The sequence below is a fragment of the Gordonia sp. NPDC062954 genome, assembly GCF_044543825.1.
GTDB classification, from domain to species: domain Bacteria; phylum Actinomycetota; class Actinomycetes; order Mycobacteriales; family Mycobacteriaceae; genus Gordonia; species Gordonia tangerina.
Map to the genome: position 1 here is coordinate 11,968 of NZ_JBITWL010000002.1, position 17,900 is coordinate 29,867.

Here is a 17,900-nt window from a genome sequence, read left to right on the forward strand (position 1 = left end):
CTCAGTCCGGGCGGTTGGTCTCAGGGCGCGCCGAGGTCTCGGTGTCGATGGCTGCGCCGACGGAGATCTCATCGGTCGAACGGGTGGCATCGACACCGTCCGGCTCTGGGACCACGCGACGCGGCGCGAGCCACAGTAGCGCCACCGCGCTCGCCATCAGCACCGACCCGAGCACGATGTAGGCCTGCCGCATCGGTTCCAGGAACGCGTTCTGGGCGTCGGCGGCGATCTGCATCGCCAGCGGCGCGGCCTGTTCGCTGAGTCGTTCGACGACGGCGGTCGCCTCGGCCAGCGATCGCCGGATGTATTCGGCGGCTTCGCCGGCCTGCTGCACCAGCATCTGACCGACGATCGGGTCGCCGGCGGCGATGCGTTGTTCACCAGCTGCGGTGAGCTGAGCCTGCGCGTTGTCGGCGACCGGCCCGATCCGCGACGCATATCCGGCGGCCATGATGCTCCCGGCCACCGCGATGCCGATGGCGGCGCCGAGTTCGCGTGCGGTGTCGTTGACCGCCGAACCCACCCCCTGATTGTCGGTCGGGGTGTTGGACATGATTGCCGTCGTCGACGACGCGGTCGCCAAGCCGATACCGATGGCGCACAACACAATGATCCATAGTGCAGCCCAGTAGGTGTCGTATTCGATCGTGCCCAGCAGCACGATGCCGATCCCGCTCAGCATGATGCCGCCGGCCAGTACGAACCGCAGGGCGTGGAACCGTACCGCGATCCAGTTGCCGATCAAGGCGAACACACCGACGCCCGCCACCATCGGCATCAGCGCGAACGCCGACTGCAACGGTGTGTAGCCGAACACCAACTGGAGTTGCTGCAGCATCAGGTAGAACACGCCGAACGACGCGAAGAACTGCATTGCGATCGACAGCGAACCGGAACCGAAAGCGCGGTTGGTGAACAGCCGGACATCCAGAAGTGGAGAGGAGCGCCGTAATTCGAGGACGACGAAGGCGACCGCCAGTGCGATGCCGCCGACCAGGCTGATGAGTACGAGCGGGTCGGCCCATCCCCGATGCGGGGCCTCCAGCAGGCCGAGGACGACACCGGTGACGGCCAGGATCGACGTCACCGACCCGGCGATGTCGAAGCGTCCCGGGTTGCTGTCGCGCGAGGTGCCGATGGTGAGGCTGAGCAACGCGGTGAGCAGTGCCGACGATGCGAAGGTGATGAAGATCGAATGCCAACTGAAGAACTCGAGCAGGACACCGGTGACCAGGAAACCGGCGATGGCGCCGCCACCGGCGACGGCTGCCCAGATGCTGACGCCGATGGCGCGGCGATGCTCGGGCACGCCGGAGGTGATCAGCGAGAGCGTCGCGGGCATGATCAGCGCGGCGGCCGCACCGGCCAGGACGCGAGTCACGACCAATTGCACCGGATCGTTGATCCAGATCGGCAGCATCGACGCGACCGCGAAGGCGAAGAGTCCGACGATGAGTACACCTCGTCGGCCGAACCGATCACCGATCGCTCCGGCCGGCAACAGCAACGCCGCCAACGCGAGGGTGTATCCGTCGACAATCCAGGTCATCTGACCGGAATCGGCGCCGGTGTCGACGGCGATCTCCGGTAGGGCGGTGTTCAGCGCGGCCATCGCGGCCACCACCATGCTCACGGCCGCACACGCGATGGCGATCAGCCATACCGAGCGAAGGTCGAAGCCACGCGTGGTCGTCGTTGCCGTCTGCACCATCTGTCCTCCGACCTGTTGCCTTTTCGTGATCATGACACGCGTCGTCGGTGAGCGCGATCACCACGAAACATGTGACACATTTATCACTGCAGTACCAAGACCGGTGATCGCCGTCCAGTTGGTCAGCGTTGACCCGGACTACTGAAAGAGAGAAGTCATGGCGTCACCACAAGTCGCCTCTTCCCAACGTTCCGACTACACACCGGCGCGGGTGCATGTGTGGCGGGTGTTGTCGATGCTCGGCGCGTTGATCGCCGTCGTCGTCGGCCTGCTGCTCATCGTCACCTCGGCCGCCTGACCAGCCGCCGCTGGGCGCAAGCGCATACGACAGCGCCCACCGATCAACCGTCACGGCTGGTCGATGGACGCGTGGGTCGGATTCGTGACGTGCTAGCCGGCGTGCTTCTCGATCGCCGCGCCTACCCGCGGAAGTGACGCCGCGACATACCCCTTGGCCTTTCCGCGTAGCGAGCCGTAGGCCTTGGCGAGTGCAGGGCGGGCCGTGGCCGTTTGATCGTCGGTGACGGTCAACAGCGCCTCGGCGGCCGCATCGCTGTTGGCGGCCAGATGGTCGGCGAACGATACGTCGGCCGGCTTGTTATCCCAGAACGGCTGCAGCGCGGTCAGGAAATCGGGTAGCAACAGGTTGGTCGCCGAGGTGACCACACCCGGCTTCACCTTCTGCGCGGCGGCGTAGGCGGTCTTGACTGCAGCGCCGCCGAGTCCCTTCTGATCCGCGACCTCGGCGTCGATGACGTCGACGAGGTCGGCCACCACGGCCGGGCGGTTGGTGTCGAGTAAGGACTGCAGCGAATCACTCATCAGGTCTCCTCGCGGGATCGCCCGGTGCGGGCGGGGTTTGACTGCGGATGGTCCGCGTCGAGACTACTGTCCGATTCGTCGTCTCGGGACGACGCCCACCACGGTGTGGTGAGAACCACGGGAGGTATCGGGGATCAATACTTCTCGGACTGTCCGCCGTCGATCGGAATGGTGGTGGCGTTGATGAACGAGGCGTCGTCGGACAGCAGGAACGCGACGAGGTGGCCGACCTCCTCTGGGCGTCCGAACCGCTGCATCGGATTCGCGCTGACGAACTGACGGCCAGCCTCTTCCCAGTTGTCCGGGTCGATCTGCTTGAGTGACCCCTCGACCATGGGGGTCATGATCGCGCCGGGAGCGATGGCGGTGACTGTGATGCCGTACTGGCCGTACTCGATCCCGGAATTGCGGGTCAGGCCCACCACGCCGTGCTTGGCGGCCGCGTAGCCGGACTGGTTCCCCACACCGCGGATGCCTCCGACGGACGCCGTGTTGACGACATGTCCCGCCCCCTGATCCTTCATCACTGCCAGCACATACTTGAGGCCCAGGAATACGCCCCGCAGATTGATCGACACCACCTTGTCGAATTCCTCGGACCCGAAATCCTCGGTCAGGTTCTGCTTGCCCTCGATGCCGGCGTTGTTGAAGAAGCCGTCGATACGACCGAACGCCTCGACCGTCTTCTGCACGTAGGACTCGACATCGGACTCGTTGCTGACGTCCGCGACTAGCTGCAGCACTTTGGTGCCCGAGGCGATCTCGGTCACCTGCGCAGCCGTGTCGGCGAGTCCGGCCTCGCTGACGTCGATCAGTGACAGTGACGCGCCTTCGGAGGCGAGTTGGAGGGCCGCGGCGCGGCCGAGGCCCGAACCGGCGCCGGTGATGAGAACGACCTTGTCGGTGAAGCGTGTGGTCATGGAAAGTCCCTTCCTTCGCGAAATCGGTCCGTCGCGGTGGCGGGCCGCCTACACCCACAATAACGAGACGTAGCGTTCCGATATTTCCGGGTGTTGAATACGAGGGTGACGTCCGGAACGAGCAGCGAGTCTGCAGACTGCATCGGCGGTGACGCCGTCGGGGCCCAGCGCGGACGCGGGCGCCCGCGCGACCCGCACGTCGACAACCGGGTACTGGCCGCAGCGCGTGAACTGGTGGGTGAGCTCGGCTATCACCAGGTGACAATGGAATCGATCGCGCGGCGTGCGCGGGTGGGCAAGGCGACGCTGTATCGGCGTTGGCCCAATCGGGCATCGGTCATCACCGATGCCTTCGCCGACGAACTGGCCGAGCCGCCGACGCCGGACACCGGTGAGTTGCGCACCGACGTGCTGGCCTACCTCCGGGAGATCGTCGAGACACTCACCCTGCTCGGCGATCCGTCGGTGGTGGCCAGTGCACTGGCTGAACGTGGGCAGGAGGGAGAAGCCGGCCTGCGGGACATCCTGCGGGCCCGACGTGGCCCGGGCCTGCGCATGCTGCAGCGCTGGGTTGCTGCCGGGTTGCTGCCGGAGTCGTTGCCGGTGGACGTCGTGGTCGACGGGTGGGCCGGATTTCTGCTGTACCGCATTGTCTTCGGGCGGCAGGTGCCCGGCGACGGCGAATTGGGGCAGTTGGTCGATCTGCTGCCGCGGGGTGACTGATCTCGATACGGTTCCTCGCCTGGCGGCTCGGAGCCTACTCGATCAGCGGTTGAGGTGCCTGATCTCCTTGTGTGGGAGCCTATCTCGGGGTCGATTGTTCGGAGGGGCGGGCGTTCTCGGTGGTCGGTTTGTTCGGGGCGGCGGGCTTTCCCGGTGGCCGGTTTGTTCGGGATGGCGGGCGTTCCGGTGGCCGTTTTGTGCGGGGCGCCGGGCGTTCCCGGTGGCCGGTGTGTTCGGGAGGGCTGGGCGTTCTCGGTGGTCGATTTGTGCGGGGCGCCGGGCTTTCCCGGTGGTCGAGTAGTCCGAGGCGCTAGCCGAGGGCGTATCGAGACCACGTCACCGGGTCTCGATACGCTCCTCACTCCGTTCGTCGCTACTCGACCAGCGCGGATGGTCACTCCGTTCGTCGCTACTCGACCTGCGGTTGGTCACTTGGGTTGTCGCTACTCGACCTGCGGTTGGTCACTCGGGTTGTCGCTACTCGACCGGCGGTTGGTCAACCCCGTTACCACTCGCCAGCGGGCTCACGCTCAGAGCGCCAACACCACATTCCCGAGTGCAGGCGCGTCGTCGCGGTCGGCGACGGTCGCGGTGATCAGCAATTTTCCGTTCTCATCCCAGACGTTGACATTCAATGTCTCGCCGGGGAACACGACACCGGCGAAGGTCGATGAGTAGTCACGTACCGCCGCCACGTCGCCGTCGAGCAAGGCGTCGGTGACCGCGCGGCAGACGGTGCCGTAGGTGCACAGGCCGTGCAGGATCGGTCGTGGAAAGCCTGCGGCGGCAGCGAATGCCGGATCGCTGTGCAACGGATTTCGGTCACCGCAGAGGCGATATAGCAGCGCCTGTTGCGGGAGCGTCGGCACCGAAAGACGATGGTCCGGTTCGCGATCGGGATACGCGACCTTGTTCGACGATCCACGTTCGCCGCCGAAGCCGCCCTCGCCCTTGGCGAAGATCGATGAGCGTGCAGTCCATAGTGGCTCGCCCGAGTCGTCGGTGGTCACCGACTCCTGAATAATCACTGCCGCAGAACCTTTGTCCTGCACCTCGGCGATGGTGGTGCGGGTGGTGGCCTTGCCGCTGGCCGGCAACGGTCGATGCGCGGTCACCTGTTGGCTGCCGTGCACCACCTTGGCCAGGTCTATGTCGATGCCGGGAAACGAGACCCTGGGAGCCTCGGTCGCGTGGAAGGACGCGGCAACAGTGGCGAACGACGGCAACACCTTCGGACCCTTGTCGTCGACGTAGGCCAGTCCGGCGGTGTCCATCGGATCGGCGGCTGCACCGACCGCGAGGTGATAGAGCGCGACATCTGAGGCCGACCATTGGAAGCTGATCTCGGGGAGTTCGGCACCGACGGCGACCGTGGGATCGATGGGCATGGCGTCAGGCTCCTGTGCTGGTCGCAGGGTTGCTGGTGGCGGTGGACTTCGACGCCGCGTCGAGCGCGGCGAGATAGCCGAAGACCAGCGCGGGCCCGATTGTGGCGCCCGGTCCGGCATAGGTGTGGCCCATCACCGGTGCGCTGGTGTTGCCGGCGGCATACAAACCCTCGATCACCGAACCGTCGGCCCGCAGTGCGCGGCCGGACGCGTCGGTGTCGATGCCGCCCTTGGTGCCCAGGTCGCCGGGCACCATCTTGACCGCGTAGAACGGTGCCTTGGTCAACGCGCCCAGGCTTGGGTTCGGCTTGTTGGTGATGTCGCCGTAGTAATGGTCGTAGCCGCTCTTACCGCGTCCGAAGTCGGCGTCGACCCCGGAGCGGGCGAAACCGTTGAACCGCTCGGTGGTGTTCGCCAGGGCGTCGGCCGGCACGCCGATCTTGTCGGCGAGCTCACGGATCGACCCGGCTTTGACCACCACCCCGGCCTCGAACCATTTCTTCGGGAGCGGCTGGCGCGCATTGACGCCCGCGAACAGGTACCGATTACGGCAGGTCTGATCCATGATCAACCACGACGGCACGTTCTCACCCGGGCCGTCGCCCTGCCCGAAGTCGCCGCCGTACATCTGGTGCACGGCCTCCACATAGGGCAGTGACTCATTCATGAACCGCTCGCCGCGTTCGTTGACCATGAACGTGCCCGGCACGGCTCGTTCGGACAACGCGAACCACGGTCCGCGCGGCAGCGGGATCGTCGGGCCCCACCACGAGTCGTCCATCAATGACACCGCCGCACCGACCTTGAGCCCCGCGGTGATGCCGTCACCGGTGTTGGACGGTGCGCCGGTGGTCCAGTCCGAGCCGATCGGCTCGCGCTGGTACTTCTGCCGCATCTCGGCATTGTGCTCGAAACCGCCGCAGGCGAGGATCACGCCGTGGCGGGCGTGGATGGCGAATTGGGTGCCCTCGGATTCGGCCAGCACCCCGACCACCCGGCCGTCCTCGGTGAGCAGATCGGTCAGGCCGGTGTTGAGCTTCAGCGGCACACCGAGTTTCCGCACCCCGAGCAGCAATTCTGCTGCCAGAGCGGCACCCATCGCGATCAGCTTCTTACCGCGGGAACGGGCCCAGAAGAATCGGCTACCGACCTTCGCCATCCGCAACGGGCCACGCCAATGCCGCAGCCCGGTGTTGAGCCAGCGGTAGTCGGACTGCAGCACCACCATGTTGAGCGGCGCCTTGGTGTACTGCGGGTGCAGCGTCTTCAGGTCGTCGCCGAGTGCCCGGGCGTCGAACGGACGCGGCTCCACCGACCGTCCGGCCAGTCGGCCGCCGGGTGCCTCGGGGTAGTAGTCGGAATAGTTCTTGACCCACTCGAGGTCGAGCGGCGCATGCTTCATCAAGAAATCGAGCGCCTCTGGGCCACGATCGATGTAGGCGTCGATCTTCTCCGCGGGCGCGTGTTCGCCGATGATCGCGTGCACGTACTCGCGTGCCTTCTCCACGGTGTCGTCCACGCCGTCGCGCTTGAGCACCGAGTTGTTCGGAATCCACACACCGCCACCCGACCGTGACGTCGAGCCACCCCAGTACGGGGACTTCTCGATGATCACGGTTTTCAGGCCACTCGCGGCCGCGGTGATGGCCGCGCTGAGGCCGGCGGCGCCCGCACCGACGACGATCACGTCGTAGGTCTCGGTGTTGGACTGCGGGGAAGTGGTGGTCTCTGCTGGTTCGGTCGCGCCGGCCATGGAAGTCCCTTCATGCGCCACGGGTGGAACGTGTTCTCACCTAAAATTAGAACACGTTGCAGAAATGTGGCGCCAGAGGAGTGTCGGTTGGTGTTGTCACGGTGATCCCGCTCAGTGGACCGACCGGATTACCGCCACTGTTCCTCAGGGAGACTTGGGCCAGGGAACGGGGTTGCGATGCACAGATTTGCTGGACGACGGGTCCTGATCACCGGTGCCGGATCGGGGATCGGTCAGGCGACCGTGCTGCGGCTCCTCGACGAAGGCGCCGATGTGGTCGCCGCCGACATCAGCGAAGCCGGACTCGCCGACACCAAGAGCAAGGTAGGGGCCTCGTCGAAGCTGACGACGGTGGCGATCAACGTTGCCGATGAGGCATCCGTGCGTGCCGGGGTCGCCGCCGCGATCGAAAGTCTCGGTGGCCTCGACGTCTTGATCAACGCCGCGGGAATACTGCGGTCGGCGCACACCCACGAATTGGCGCTCGAGGACTTCGAGTCGGTCATCCGCATCAATCTGACCGGTACGTTCCTGATGATCCGCGAGGCAATCCCGGCGCTGGGGCAGGGTCACTCACCGGCGGTCGTGAACTTCAGCTCCACGTCGGCGGCGTTCGCCCACCCTTACATGGCTGCCTATGCGGCCAGCAAGGGCGGCATCCAGGCGATGACACACGCGTTGGCCTCCGAGTACGGGAAGGCCGGCATCCGCTTCAACGCCGTCCAGCCGGGCTCGATCTCGTCGGGGATGACCGACGGCACGGGGGCCAGTGGACAGAGCCTGGGGCCGGGCCTGCCCGAGGACGCCGACTTCTCGTTGTTTCCCACGCCGTTGCTGTTCGGCGGTGGGTTTGCGCCGCCGGAGACGGTGGCAGGTGTCGTCGCCATGCTGGCGAGCGAGGATGCCGCCTTTGTCACCGGCACCGAGGTGCGCGTCGACGGTGGTTCACACGCGTGAACCAGGGGCGTGTCGCAAATCTGCAACGTGTTCTAAACTAGAACACGTTCACTCTACCCAGAAGGAGACGAAGTGGCGGTCGACCAGGCAGTTCGGGAGCGGATCGCGGCCGATCTGTGGAACGCGGAGCAGTCGGCGGTGGCGATCGATCGTCCTACGGACTCCCACGCGGGCCTCGACGTCGTCGATGCGTATGAGATCCAGCTGATCAATATCCGCAAACGCCTGGACGCCGGCGCGAAGGTCGCCGGGCACAAGGTGGGCCTAGCGTCGGAGGCCATGCAGAAGATGATGAACGTCGACGAGCCGGACTACGGGCATCTGCTCGACGAGATGCAGTACTTCGAGAAGACCCCGATCGACGCCGCGAAGCTGTGTTTCCCGCGGGTGGAGGTCGAGGTGGGATTCATCCTCGGCAAGGATCTGCCCGGAGAGGGCTGCACCAACGACGACGTCGTCGACGCCGTGGAATGGGTGGTGCCGTCTATCGAGCTGATCGATTCGCGCATCACCGACTGGAAGATCACCCTGTGCGACACAATCGCCGACAACGCTTCCTCGTGTGGATGGATTCTGGGGGAGCAGCGCATCCCGATCAGCGAGATCGACACCGGCGATATCGACGCGGTGTTGCACCGTAATGGGGAAATCGTGGCGAAAGGCAATTCGTCGGCAGTGCTGGGCCACCCGCTCAACGCGGTGTCGTGGTTGGCGCGCAAGGTCGACAGTTTCGGAGTGCGGTTGCGCAGGGGGGACGTGATCCTTCCCGGTACGGCGACGCGGGCGATCGACATCAGCTCGGGCGATCACTTCGTCGCCGAGTTCGCCGGTCTCGGTTCGGTCACCCTCGACTTCGATTAGTCCAAACGACATTTATCCGTCAAACCACACAGGAGGCGCACGTGGCAGCCAAGCTGACCGCAGCGATCATCGGGTCGGGCAACATCGGCACCGACCTGATGTACAAGTTGCAACGATCTGAGGTCATCGAGCCCCGGTGGATGGTCGGTATCGACGCCGACTCGGAGGGTATGAAGCGAGCAGCCGACCACGGGCTGATCACCATGAGCGGCGGTGCCGACGAGTTGCTAGGGTCGTCGGACAAACCTGATCTGATCTTCGAGGCCACCTCGGCCTACGTGCACCGCGAGTACGCGCCGAAGTACGAGGCAGCCGGGATCACCGCTGTCGACCTCACTCCCGCGGCGGTCGGCCCCGCCGTGGTCCCGCCGGCCAACCTGCGCGAGCACCTCGACGCACCCAACACCAACATGATCACCTGCGGCGGTCAGGCCACCATTCCGATGGTGCATGCGGTGTCCTCGGTCGTGCCGGTGCCGTATGCGGAGATCGTCGCGTCGGTCGCATCGGTCTCGGCCGGGCCGGGTACCCGCGCCAACATCGACGAGTTCACCAAGACCACGTCGAAGGGTATCGAGACCATCGGCGGCGCCGTGCGCGGCAAGGCGATCATCATACTGAATCCGGCCGATCCGCCGATGATCATGCGCGACACCATCTTCTGTGCGATTCCCGAGGACGCCGACACCGACGCGATCGCCGAGTCGATCCACAAGCGTGAGAAAGAGATCCAGTCGTATGTGCCGGGCTATCGGCTGCTGCAGGACCCGCAGTTCGATCCGCCCTCGGCCATCAACGGCGGCCACGCCCGGGTTTCGATCTTCGTCGAGGTCGAAGGCGCCGGCGATTTCCTGCCGCCGTACTCGGGCAACCTCGACATCATGACCGCCGCCGCCACCAAGGTCGGCGAGGAGATCGCGAAGACCAAGTTGGGAGCATCGGCATGAGCACTGCCACCACAGATCTGATGGCCAACGCCCGCAAGTACTCCGGCGCCCTCGACATCCGGATCACCGACTCGTCGTTGCGCGACGGCAGCCACCACAAGCGTCACCAGTTCACCGAGCAGGAGGTGCGTGACATCGTCGGCGCGCTCGACGCGTCGGGTGTGCCGGTGATCGAGGTGACTCACGGCGACGGACTCGGTGGATCCTCGTTCAACTATGGCTTCTCCAAAACCCCGGAGCAGCAACTGATCAAGGCCGCCGCAGAGACAGCGAAGCAGGCCAAGATCGCGTTCCTGATGCTGCCCGGACTCGGCACCAAGGACGACATCCGGGCTGCGCAGGACAACGGTGGACAGATCTGCCGCATCGCCACCCACTGCACCGAGGCCGACGTGTCGATTCAGCACTTCGGGCTTGCCCGCGATCTCGGGTTGGAGACCGTCGGATTCTTGATGATGAGCCATTCGCAGCCGCCCGAGAAGCTGGCCGAACAAGCCCGCATCATGGCCGACGCCGGTTGTCAGTGTGTGTACGTGGTGGATTCGGCGGGTGCGCTGGTGCTCGAGGATGTGACCTACCGGGTGCAGGCGTTGCGGGCCGAGCTTGGTGATGATGCGCAGATCGGTTTCCATGGGCACGAGAACCTCGACATCGCGGTGGCCAACTCCATCAACGCGATTCGTGCCGGCGCGCAGCAGATCGACGGGTCGATCCGCCGCTTCGGTGCCGGTGCCGGCAACACACCGACTGAGGCGTTCGTGGGGGTCTGCGACAAGTTGGGCATCACCACCGGCGTGGACTTCATGAAGATCGCCGACGCCGCCCAGGACGTGGTGCGTCCGGCGATGCCGTCGGAATGTCTGGTGGATCGCTCGGCGATGATGATGGGCTACGCCGGCTGCTACTCGAGCTTCCTCAAGCACGCCGAGGGCCACGCCGAACGCTACAACGTCTCGGCCGCCGAGATCCTGCTCGAGGCCGGCAACCGCAAACTGGTTGGTGGGCAAGAGGACCAGCTGATCGACATCGCGCTGGAGCTCAAGAAGAAGCAGGACGCGAACGCGGGGGTCTGACGCTTCGGCGGCCTTGCGCGGGCCGTCTTGGTCGCGCGGGTCGGTTCGGTCCGCGCGGGCCGTCGACGGCTTGCGCCATCCGAGCCGACCAGCAGGCCCGCCCAGTCGTAGTCGGTGCGTGCGATGAGAGTGCCGTCCTCGTCGACGACCTCGTGCTGAAGCCGCGGAATCGGGAGCCCGGCCTCGATCATCTGGACGCGTCCCCACGATTCACCGGGGTTCTCCGACAATCCGTCCGCATGGTGCAGAGCACGTCGTGCGTGCTGTGCTCCACGGCGCTTTCCGCGGAGCATCCCAGCCATCACCTCACCATCGGCTCCGTTGCGTATCGCGGAGTCGAAAATAGCGAGCGCACCGGCGAAACCCATGGAACTCGTGCACGCCACGTCGACCGCGGTGCGCTCGACCGACGTGACATGGATGCCGTCGACCTCGACGATGTGGGTCGTCGAGTATGCCGACGTGTCGATGCTGGGTGGCGGTGCGGTAGCCACCGTCCGGGTTGCCGGTGGTCATGTGGACGCGGCGGAGATTGGGTTTCAGCATCTCCAAACCGCGGACGGTGGCGGCCGACTGATGGCTCACCACGGGCGTGACCTCGCTCGTGACGGCCGCCGCGATGGCCTTGAGTCTGTGCCACTCGCTCGGTGTACGCGTGGCTGCGGGCACACAGACGCCCCGTGCTATCGACACCGTCTCCTTCTGTCGCAGTGAGTGTCGGTAGTCGTCGTCGGAGAACTGGGCGGCGAGGACGGCGGCGCGGTGAATCAGGCCGTGGCGATCGGTGGGGAAGGGTGCCATAGAAGTTGGACGCAGCACAGCACGGATCGGTGCCATCGTATTCACAACGCGGGTGGACCTTGATGGCGCAGGTCGGCGCGGTCCGCGCAGGCCGTCGACGACTCGCGCCCTCGGAGCTGACCCGCGCAAAGCCTGCGCCGATCGATAGCCCGACGGCTACCCCTCCCAGCCGGCGGGCGGATGCCCCAGACAGAACACCGCCCCGAACGGGTCGGTCACTGCTGCAAGAGTGCCGTAGGGGGTTTCCTCTCCGGCCATCATCACTCCGCCGCCGAGCGACTCGACCTGCTTCACGGTCGCGTCCACGTCGTCGACGGTGATGTAGACCTGCCAGAACGACGGTACCTCGGCCGGAAAGAGCTTGGACGCGTCCATGATCCCGGAGTATGAGCTCTCGCCGACGAACACCTGTCCGTAGAAGTCAGGGCCCACCGCGTCCGGGTCCCCGCCGGTGCCGACCTCTTCGATCCTCGCGCCGATGACGTCGGTGTAGAACTCGATGGATTTCTTGTAGTCCTTGCTCTGGCACTCGAACCAGTACGGTGTCCCGTGGGTGCCCCATTCCAGGAAGCCGGGATGGGTGTTGGGCTTCCACCAGCCGATCACGGCACCCGCGCTGTCGGTGGCGACCATCATGGTGCCCATGTCGCCGACATCCATCGGCGGCACCATCATCGAACCGCCCGCCTTCTCCACGGCCGCGACGGTGGCGGCCGGATCGGCGCTGTGCAAGTACACCGACCAGATGTCGGACGGACCGGACGGGTCCATCACAGGTCCACATCCGGCGACCCGTTTGCCGTTCTTGAGGAAGTTGCGATAGCCGGCGAAGTCGGGATTGGCCGCCTCCGCTTCCCACCCGAAGAGCGCGCCGTAGAACTCGGCGGCCTTGTCGGGGTCACTGCTCATCAGATCGAACCAGATCGGTGCGCCGATCGGTGCCGAGTAGTCGCTCATCATGCATCCTTTCGAGGATTCGGGATAGAACACCACTGCTGACCTCAAGCGTGACCGAAAGTCATCGCAGGCACGCTGCGAACCGGCAGACCGATGAAAAACGGCCCGCCGATCGGTCGACACCGATGAGTGGAACCGACGTGAGGAGTACCGACATGCCCAACGACACCACCCACGCCCGGCAGATCTCGGTGGCCGCCGACGAGATGATCGCGATGACGGACCCGATCACCGATGCGATGCTGCGCCGCCCGAGTCCCTGCGCCGAGATGGACCTGGCCGCGTTGCTGGGCCACGTCGACGGGTTGTCGCAGGCGTTCGCCGCGGCCGCAAGAAAGGACTTCGGCCCGCTGACATCGACGCCGCCGGACCCGGCGCACAGCGAGCTGGCACCGGACTGGCCCGATGCGCTGCGTCGTCATGTGCGGGATCTCGCCGACGCATGGAACACTCCCGGGGCCTGGGACGGTATGACACAGGCCGGCGGTGTCGAGGCCCCGGCCGAGGTCATGGGCACCATTGCCCTGTCGGAGCTGGTGCTGCACGGCTGGGATGTGGCACGCGCGATCGGCATCGACTATGCGTTGCCCGAGGAAATCCTCCAGGTTGTGTTCGACTTCCACCATCCGCCGGGCCCGCAGAGCGAGCGGGACGGAATGTTCGGGCCCGTCGTCGCTGTCCCCGACGAAGCCCGTCTCATCGACAGACTGGCCGGTCTGACCGGCCGCGATCCGTTCTGGCCGCATGGCACCCTGGAGGAATGAGCGACGGAGCCGACCGGGCACGAGCCACGATCCGTCGATTCACCTGGCCGATCGCTGCACTCGGTGGATTGCTGTTGATCGGCTTCAGTCTCGTCCCGTGGGGGATCTCCGACGAAGGAGTGCAGCCGTCGATCACCGGACTCGGCCGGGTTCGGGTGCCCGGCGCCACCGCCGAGGATGTCGCATTTCTCGAGGAGCACACCCTGCGTCCCGGGCTGTGGACGGTGACGTTCGGGGCCGTCATAACGGTCGTGTCCCTCCTTGCGTGGTGGCGCCCGCGACTGCGGTGGCCGGCGGTGGCGATCGTCGGGTTCGGTGCCGTCGCGACGTTGGTGGTGACGATCCCGGCACTGGCCGATCCCGGGGGTCATCTGTTCGACCAGCAGGTGCAGGACGCGATTCGGGTGGAGTCACCGCTGGTTGACGTGGGCTACGGACTGCTCGGCATTCTGATCGTCGCGATAGCGCTCATCGGACTGGTCGTGGCGGCCGCACTCACCCCAGCCGACGGATCGTCTTGATGTACGACCAGTGATTCAGCGGGGTGAACCCGATCGGTGCCCCGTTTGGCCCATAGGCGTTGAACACCTGGCCGAAGCCGGCGTAGATGCCGACGTGGCCGGCGTCGCGATAGAAGATGATGATGTCGCCCGGGGCCAGCGCCGACAACGGGATCGCGTGGCCGACCCGTGCCTGCTCCTGGCTGGTCCGGGGCAGTCGGATGCCGGCGGTGGAGAACGCCCATTGCATCAGGCCGGAACAATCCCACGACCACGGGCCCGTCCCACCCCATTGATACGGCCGCCCGACCTGGGTCATCGCGGCGGTCAGCGCCTGCATTCCTGCCGGCGTGGGAACCGGCAGGTAGATCTCGACGGAGCCCGAGGACCCCGATGAGCCGGTGTCGGCGAGAGCCGGGGCCCCTGCACCGAAGCCGACGCCCGCCGCGACGCCGGCCGCGCACAGCGCACCGACGAGGCGGCGTCGGATGTTGTGCATGCCATCAGAGTGACCGACGATGCTGCGCTTGTCTCAAGTTTCGATTGAGATTGGTGAAGAGGGTCGTTGGCAGTGTCGCGGTCTTCGGCGAGTGGGCAGGGAGGTGCTGCGGGCAGAGCGCGCAGGAATCGGCCGGATCTCGCCTCACCAGTACCCGTCGGGATCGCTCTCCGGAGACTCGGGCGGGATGATGCCCTCGGCCACGCCGTGGTCGATACTGGCCGACAGCCGCGGGCACGTCGGCATCATCGCGCCCGGCAACAAGGCCTTGCCCCCGTCGTCGGCCCGCTCGAGTTCGTTGCAGCGCTCGCGGGCGTCGGCGGTCCACTGCACGCTGGTGTGGAACGTGCTGGTCTTCTTGACCAGCACGCAGGCATGACACGACCGGCACTCGATTTCGCGCATCCCGCCACGTAGATAGTGTGCGCGATCGCGTTCGGTGGCGGCTTGCACGGCAGCCAGGCGCTCGGGATCGTCGTCGAAGTCGGGGGCCTTGGCCCAGCCACGACCTCCCGACGCCACCTGGCGCGCGGCCGCCCGTGTCATCGCCTCACACCTGCGCCTTCTCTGTGGGCTCGGCCGCCGGCGCCCCGGACTCTTCGGCAGCCTCTTCCTCCTGGCGCCGCAGGTTCTCCTCGATCTCCACGCCCCAGCTCTCCAGGGCCTTCGACGTGTCGATCTCGTATTCGAAGCGCTGCGTCATCTCCTCGTCGACATCGGCCTTGTCGACGTAGAACTGCTCGTACCAGCGGCGCAGCTGATAGACAGGTCCGTCCTCCTCGACGAGGAGTGGATTGTCGATGCGCGTCTTGTTCTTCCAGATCTCGACGTCCTGCAAGAATCCGACTTCGACGCCGGCGGTGATCTTCGACGCCATCTTCGCGGCCTGTTCGGCGGTCAGGCCCTCGGGAACCTTGGCCATCACGCCGTACATCAGCACGAACGAGTTCTCGTCGATGGGGTAGTGGCAGTTGGTCAGGATCGTCTCGATCGCGAAACCGCCGTAGTACTGCACCATCGGGTTGAGCATGTACGACGGGCCGTAATACGCGGCGATCGACTCCAGCCGGCTGTCACCGTAATTGGTGCCGAGTGTGACGTCCGGTCGCCCGTGCGAGTTCATGTACTGCGCGGCGACCTCGCCCTCGAACACGTTCTTGAAGTAGTCGGGCAGGGCGAAGTGCACATAGTAGAAGTGCGCCATGTCGACGACATTGTCGATGATCTCGCGGCAGTTGGAACCCTCGATGACGATGCGATTCCACGTCCACGGAGTCCACTCGTCGGAGCCGACCTCGTCGAGCTCGGGGATGATGCACTCCTCGGGCGGCGGGTTGCCCTCGGGATCGTTGTAGACGAACACCTGACCGTTGCGGGTCATCGTCGGCCACGCTCGGGTCTTGGCGAGCTTCGGGTTGCGCTTGGCGTAAGGAACGCCGGCGCAGCGGCCGTTGCCCTTCCACAACCAGCCGTGGAATGGGCATGCCACGTTGTCGCCCTTGACACTGCCCTGCGAGAGGTCTCCGCCCATGTGTCGGCAGTAGGCGTCGAGGACGTTGATCTCGCCCTTCGAATCGGCCCACACGACCAACTTGGTGCCGAAGATGTGCACGGAGTGCGGCTTGCCGTCGGTGAAGTCGTCGATGAGGCCAAGGCAGTGCCAGCCGCGCGCGAACCGGGTCGGGGGCGTGCCGGTGTCGATCTCGCGAACGGCGACGTCGTCGCCGTGGGCGGTGACGCCTGCGGTCGCCTCGGGGGTCGCTGACATCCGTTACTCCTGTTCTGGCGTGTGATTCGCTCGTTCCGCTCGAATCGGTACGGTCTCAATACTAGAACATGTTACAAAAATGACGAGTCGATCGCCGCATGTGGCGGTGATTAGGACCAGCAAATGGGCCCAAAGTCCCAGTGCTCGACATAAATGAGAACGTGTTCTAATCTCATCAGCAGATGGGAACCAGGGGCGGCCGTCGAGGTCGTCGAGCAACGAGTAGGAGCGGGCGAGATGCCAGCACATCAACGTAGCGAAGCGGCCGAACAGGTCCTGGAGAAGATCAATGCTCTCCTCCCCGAGATCGAGCAGCGCGCGCAGCAGACCGAGGATCTGCGGCGCATCCCGGACGAGACGGTGTCGAGCCTCGAGGGTGCCGGCTTCTTCAAGCTGATGCAGCCCGAGCAGTGGGGCGGCCATCAGGTCGACCCGGTGACTTTCTACGAGGCGGTGCGTCGGATCGCGTCCGCATGCGGTTCCACGGGCTGGGTCTCCGGGATCATCGGCATCCACAACTGGCATCTGGCCCTGTTCGACCAGCAGGCGCAGGAAGATGTGTGGGGTGCCGACACCAACGTCCGTATCTCGTCGTCGTACGCGCCGATGGGGATGGGCGAAGTGGTCGATGGTGGGTACAAGGTCAACGGCTCGTGGGCGTGGTCGTCGGGCTGTGAGACCGCCGATTGGGTGTTCGTGGGTGGCCCGGTCATCAAGAACGGCAAGCCGGTCGACTTCGTCAGCTTCCTGATCCCGCGCAGCGACTACACGATCAAGGACGTGTGGAACGTGGTGGGCTTGCGGGGCACCGGATCGAACACCATCCAGGTCAAGGATGTGTTCGTGCCGCGTCACCGGATGCTCAGCATGCGGACCATGAGCATGGGGCAGAGCCCCGGACTCGAGCAGAACACCGCACCGGTCTACAAGATGCCCTGGGGCACAATTCATCCGAGCACCATCGCCACTCCCATCGTCGGCATGGCCTACGGCGCCTACCACGCCCACGTCGAACATCAGGGAAAGCGGGTGCGTGCCGCCTACGCCGGTGAGAAGGCCAAGGAGGATCCGTTCGCCAAGGTGCGGATCGCTGAGGCGGCCAGCGACATCGACGCCGCATGGCGGCAATTGTCGGGCAACCTGCAAGCGGAGTACGATCTGATCCTTGCCGGTGAAGAGATCCCGATGGAATTGCGGTTGGCTGCGCGCCGGGATCAGGTGCGGGCCTCGGGCCGGGCGATCTCGGCAATCGACCGCCTCTTCGAGAACTCCGGGGCGCACGCGTTGGAGAACGGCACCCCCATCCAGCGATTCTGGCGCGACGCGCACGCCGGCCGGGTACATGCCGCCAACGATCCGGAGCGGGCGTACGTGGCATTCGGCAACGGCGAGTTCGGGATTCCCATCGGCGACACGATGGTGTGACTCCTCGTGAGGTGGAGGAACACGTCCCGCT

Annotated in this window: 19 protein-coding genes; 9 read left to right on the forward strand and 10 right to left on the reverse strand. The window is 65.6% G+C overall.

Annotation, left to right across the window (positions count from 1 at the left end; genetic code table 11):
* Position 1 precedes the first annotated feature (1 nt).
* The gene (locus ACIGKQ_RS02655) at positions 2-1,711 is read right to left on the reverse strand and encodes an MFS transporter (protein WP_396572202.1); all 1,710 of its coding nucleotides are present in this window, start codon (positions 1,709-1,711) and stop codon (positions 2-4) included.
* Positions 1,712-1,868: 157 nt separating this feature from the next.
* Here ACIGKQ_RS02655 and ACIGKQ_RS02660 point away from each other — a divergent pair, with 157 nt between their 5' ends.
* Positions 1,869-2,009, forward strand: a complete 141-nt coding sequence (locus ACIGKQ_RS02660) for a hypothetical protein (RefSeq protein ID WP_235725238.1) — start codon at positions 1,869-1,871, stop codon at positions 2,007-2,009.
* A 92-nt stretch (positions 2,010-2,101) separates the two neighbouring features.
* On the opposite strand, the gene ACIGKQ_RS02665 is transcribed toward ACIGKQ_RS02660, so the two are convergent.
* Both ACIGKQ_RS02665 and ACIGKQ_RS02670 read right to left on the reverse strand, forming a co-directional pair.
* Complete coding sequence (locus tag ACIGKQ_RS02665) at positions 2,102-2,533, reverse strand: DUF6918 family protein (protein WP_235725239.1); 432 nt, start codon at positions 2,531-2,533, stop codon at positions 2,102-2,104.
* 134 nt (positions 2,534-2,667) lie between these two features.
* The gene (locus ACIGKQ_RS02670) at positions 2,668-3,453 is read right to left on the reverse strand and encodes an SDR family oxidoreductase (RefSeq protein WP_287015942.1); all 786 of its coding nucleotides are present in this window, start codon (positions 3,451-3,453) and stop codon (positions 2,668-2,670) included.
* 105 nt (positions 3,454-3,558) lie between these two features.
* Here ACIGKQ_RS02670 and ACIGKQ_RS02675 point away from each other — a divergent pair, with 105 nt between their 5' ends.
* Entirely contained in the window at positions 3,559-4,176 is a 618-nt protein-coding gene (locus tag ACIGKQ_RS02675; protein WP_396572204.1) for a TetR/AcrR family transcriptional regulator, read from the forward strand.
* Positions 4,177-4,706: 530 nt separating this feature from the next.
* On the opposite strand, the gene ACIGKQ_RS02680 is transcribed toward ACIGKQ_RS02675, so the two are convergent.
* Positions 4,707-5,564, reverse strand: a complete 858-nt coding sequence (locus ACIGKQ_RS02680; RefSeq protein ID WP_396572206.1) for a MaoC/PaaZ C-terminal domain-containing protein — start codon at positions 5,562-5,564, stop codon at positions 4,707-4,709.
* Between the two features lie 4 nt (positions 5,565-5,568).
* Positions 5,569-7,317 carry a 3-oxosteroid 1-dehydrogenase gene (gene kstD, locus ACIGKQ_RS02685; RefSeq protein ID WP_396572208.1) on the reverse strand — a complete coding sequence of 583 codons (1,749 nt, stop codon included), beginning with the start codon at positions 7,315-7,317 and terminating at the stop codon, positions 5,569-5,571.
* Positions 7,318-7,494: 177 nt separating this feature from the next.
* Between kstD and ACIGKQ_RS02690 the strand changes: the two genes are divergently transcribed.
* From ACIGKQ_RS02690 to dmpG, 4 genes are all read left to right on the forward strand, one after another.
* Positions 7,495-8,274, forward strand: a complete 780-nt coding sequence (locus ACIGKQ_RS02690; RefSeq protein ID WP_396572209.1) for an SDR family NAD(P)-dependent oxidoreductase — start codon at positions 7,495-7,497, stop codon at positions 8,272-8,274.
* Positions 8,275-8,346: 72 nt separating this feature from the next.
* Positions 8,347-9,135, forward strand: a complete 789-nt coding sequence (locus ACIGKQ_RS02695) for a 2-keto-4-pentenoate hydratase (protein WP_396572211.1) — start codon at positions 8,347-8,349, stop codon at positions 9,133-9,135.
* 41 nt (positions 9,136-9,176) lie between these two features.
* Positions 9,177-10,082, forward strand: a complete 906-nt coding sequence (locus ACIGKQ_RS02700; protein ID WP_187586001.1) for an acetaldehyde dehydrogenase (acetylating) — start codon at positions 9,177-9,179, stop codon at positions 10,080-10,082.
* Positions 10,079-11,155: a 4-hydroxy-2-oxovalerate aldolase gene (gene dmpG, locus ACIGKQ_RS02705; protein ID WP_396572213.1), complete on the forward strand. Its 1,077-nt coding sequence runs from the start codon at positions 10,079-10,081 to the stop codon at positions 11,153-11,155. The genes ACIGKQ_RS02700 and dmpG overlap by 4 nt, the downstream gene beginning before the upstream one ends.
* 306 nt (positions 11,156-11,461) lie before the next feature.
* Here dmpG and ACIGKQ_RS02710 read toward each other — a convergent pair whose 3' ends face one another.
* Together ACIGKQ_RS02710 and ACIGKQ_RS02715 are read right to left on the reverse strand one after the other, a co-directional pair.
* Positions 11,462-11,992: a hypothetical protein gene (locus tag ACIGKQ_RS02710; protein WP_396572215.1), complete on the reverse strand. Its 531-nt coding sequence runs from the start codon at positions 11,990-11,992 to the stop codon at positions 11,462-11,464.
* Positions 11,993-12,112: 120 nt separating this feature from the next.
* Positions 12,113-12,913, reverse strand: a complete 801-nt coding sequence (locus ACIGKQ_RS02715) for a VOC family protein (RefSeq protein WP_396572217.1) — start codon at positions 12,911-12,913, stop codon at positions 12,113-12,115.
* 155 nt (positions 12,914-13,068) lie between these two features.
* Here ACIGKQ_RS02715 and ACIGKQ_RS02720 point away from each other — a divergent pair, with 155 nt between their 5' ends.
* Together ACIGKQ_RS02720 and ACIGKQ_RS02725 are read left to right on the forward strand one after the other, a co-directional pair.
* Entirely contained in the window at positions 13,069-13,677 is a 609-nt protein-coding gene (locus tag ACIGKQ_RS02720; RefSeq protein WP_396572218.1) for a TIGR03086 family metal-binding protein, read from the forward strand.
* Positions 13,674-14,198 carry a hypothetical protein gene (locus ACIGKQ_RS02725; protein ID WP_287015933.1) on the forward strand — a complete coding sequence of 175 codons (525 nt, stop codon included), beginning with the start codon at positions 13,674-13,676 and terminating at the stop codon, positions 14,196-14,198. The genes ACIGKQ_RS02720 and ACIGKQ_RS02725 overlap by 4 nt, the downstream gene beginning before the upstream one ends.
* On the opposite strand, the gene ACIGKQ_RS02730 is transcribed toward ACIGKQ_RS02725, so the two are convergent.
* The 3 genes from ACIGKQ_RS02730 to ACIGKQ_RS02740 all read right to left on the reverse strand — a co-directional run bounded on the left by ACIGKQ_RS02730 (position 14,173) and on the right by ACIGKQ_RS02740 (position 16,444).
* Positions 14,173-14,676, reverse strand: coding sequence for a C40 family peptidase (locus tag ACIGKQ_RS02730; protein ID WP_396572220.1), 504 nt, complete (start codon positions 14,674-14,676; stop codon positions 14,173-14,175). The two genes, ACIGKQ_RS02725 and ACIGKQ_RS02730, sit on opposite strands and share 26 nt — an antisense overlap.
* A 144-nt stretch (positions 14,677-14,820) precedes the next feature.
* On the reverse strand, positions 14,821-15,222 hold the full coding sequence (locus tag ACIGKQ_RS02735) for a hypothetical protein (RefSeq protein WP_396572222.1): 402 nt from the start codon (positions 15,220-15,222) through the stop codon (positions 14,821-14,823).
* 4 nt (positions 15,223-15,226) lie between these two features.
* The gene (locus ACIGKQ_RS02740) at positions 15,227-16,444 is read right to left on the reverse strand and encodes a Rieske 2Fe-2S domain-containing protein (protein WP_266060470.1); all 1,218 of its coding nucleotides are present in this window, start codon (positions 16,442-16,444) and stop codon (positions 15,227-15,229) included.
* A 237-nt stretch (positions 16,445-16,681) separates the two neighbouring features.
* On the opposite strand from ACIGKQ_RS02740, the gene hsaA reads away from it, so the two are divergent.
* A complete protein-coding gene (hsaA, locus tag ACIGKQ_RS02745; protein ID WP_396572223.1) occupies positions 16,682-17,869 on the forward strand; it encodes a 3-hydroxy-9,10-secoandrosta-1,3,5(10)-triene-9,17-dione monooxygenase oxygenase subunit in 1,188 nt (395 codons plus the stop codon).
* Positions 17,870-17,900 lie beyond the last annotated feature (31 nt).

Coding starts and splice junctions, on each gene's coding strand:
- ACIGKQ_RS02710 (WP_396572215.1), bottom strand. CDS start 11,992: ATGGCACCGATCCGTGCTGTGCTGCGTCCAACTTCTATGGCACCCTTC.
- ACIGKQ_RS02740 (WP_266060470.1), bottom strand. CDS start 16,444: ATGTCAGCGACCCCCGAGGCGACCGCAGGCGTCACCGCCCACGGCGAC.
- ACIGKQ_RS02680 (WP_396572206.1), bottom strand. CDS start 5,564: ATGCCCATCGATCCCACGGTCGCCGTCGGTGCCGAACTCCCCGAGATC.
- ACIGKQ_RS02665 (WP_235725239.1), bottom strand. CDS start 2,533: ATGAGTGATTCGCTGCAGTCCTTACTCGACACCAACCGCCCGGCCGTG.
- ACIGKQ_RS02660 (WP_235725238.1), top strand. CDS start 1,869: ATGGCGTCACCACAAGTCGCCTCTTCCCAACGTTCCGACTACACACCG.
- ACIGKQ_RS02690 (WP_396572209.1), top strand. CDS start 7,495: ATGCACAGATTTGCTGGACGACGGGTCCTGATCACCGGTGCCGGATCG.
- hsaA (WP_396572223.1), top strand. CDS start 16,682: ATGCCAGCACATCAACGTAGCGAAGCGGCCGAACAGGTCCTGGAGAAG.
- ACIGKQ_RS02720 (WP_396572218.1), top strand. CDS start 13,069: ATGCCCAACGACACCACCCACGCCCGGCAGATCTCGGTGGCCGCCGAC.
- ACIGKQ_RS02730 (WP_396572220.1), bottom strand. CDS start 14,676: ATGCACAACATCCGACGCCGCCTCGTCGGTGCGCTGTGCGCGGCCGGC.
- ACIGKQ_RS02655 (WP_396572202.1), bottom strand. CDS start 1,711: ATGGTGCAGACGGCAACGACGACCACGCGTGGCTTCGACCTTCGCTCG.
- kstD (WP_396572208.1), bottom strand. CDS start 7,317: ATGGCCGGCGCGACCGAACCAGCAGAGACCACCACTTCCCCGCAGTCC.
- ACIGKQ_RS02735 (WP_396572222.1), bottom strand. CDS start 15,222: ATGACACGGGCGGCCGCGCGCCAGGTGGCGTCGGGAGGTCGTGGCTGG.
- dmpG (WP_396572213.1), top strand. CDS start 10,079: ATGAGCACTGCCACCACAGATCTGATGGCCAACGCCCGCAAGTACTCC.
- ACIGKQ_RS02715 (WP_396572217.1), bottom strand. CDS start 12,913: ATGAGCGACTACTCGGCACCGATCGGCGCACCGATCTGGTTCGATCTG.
- ACIGKQ_RS02725 (WP_287015933.1), top strand. CDS start 13,674: ATGAGCGACGGAGCCGACCGGGCACGAGCCACGATCCGTCGATTCACC.
- ACIGKQ_RS02670 (WP_287015942.1), bottom strand. CDS start 3,453: ATGACCACACGCTTCACCGACAAGGTCGTTCTCATCACCGGCGCCGGT.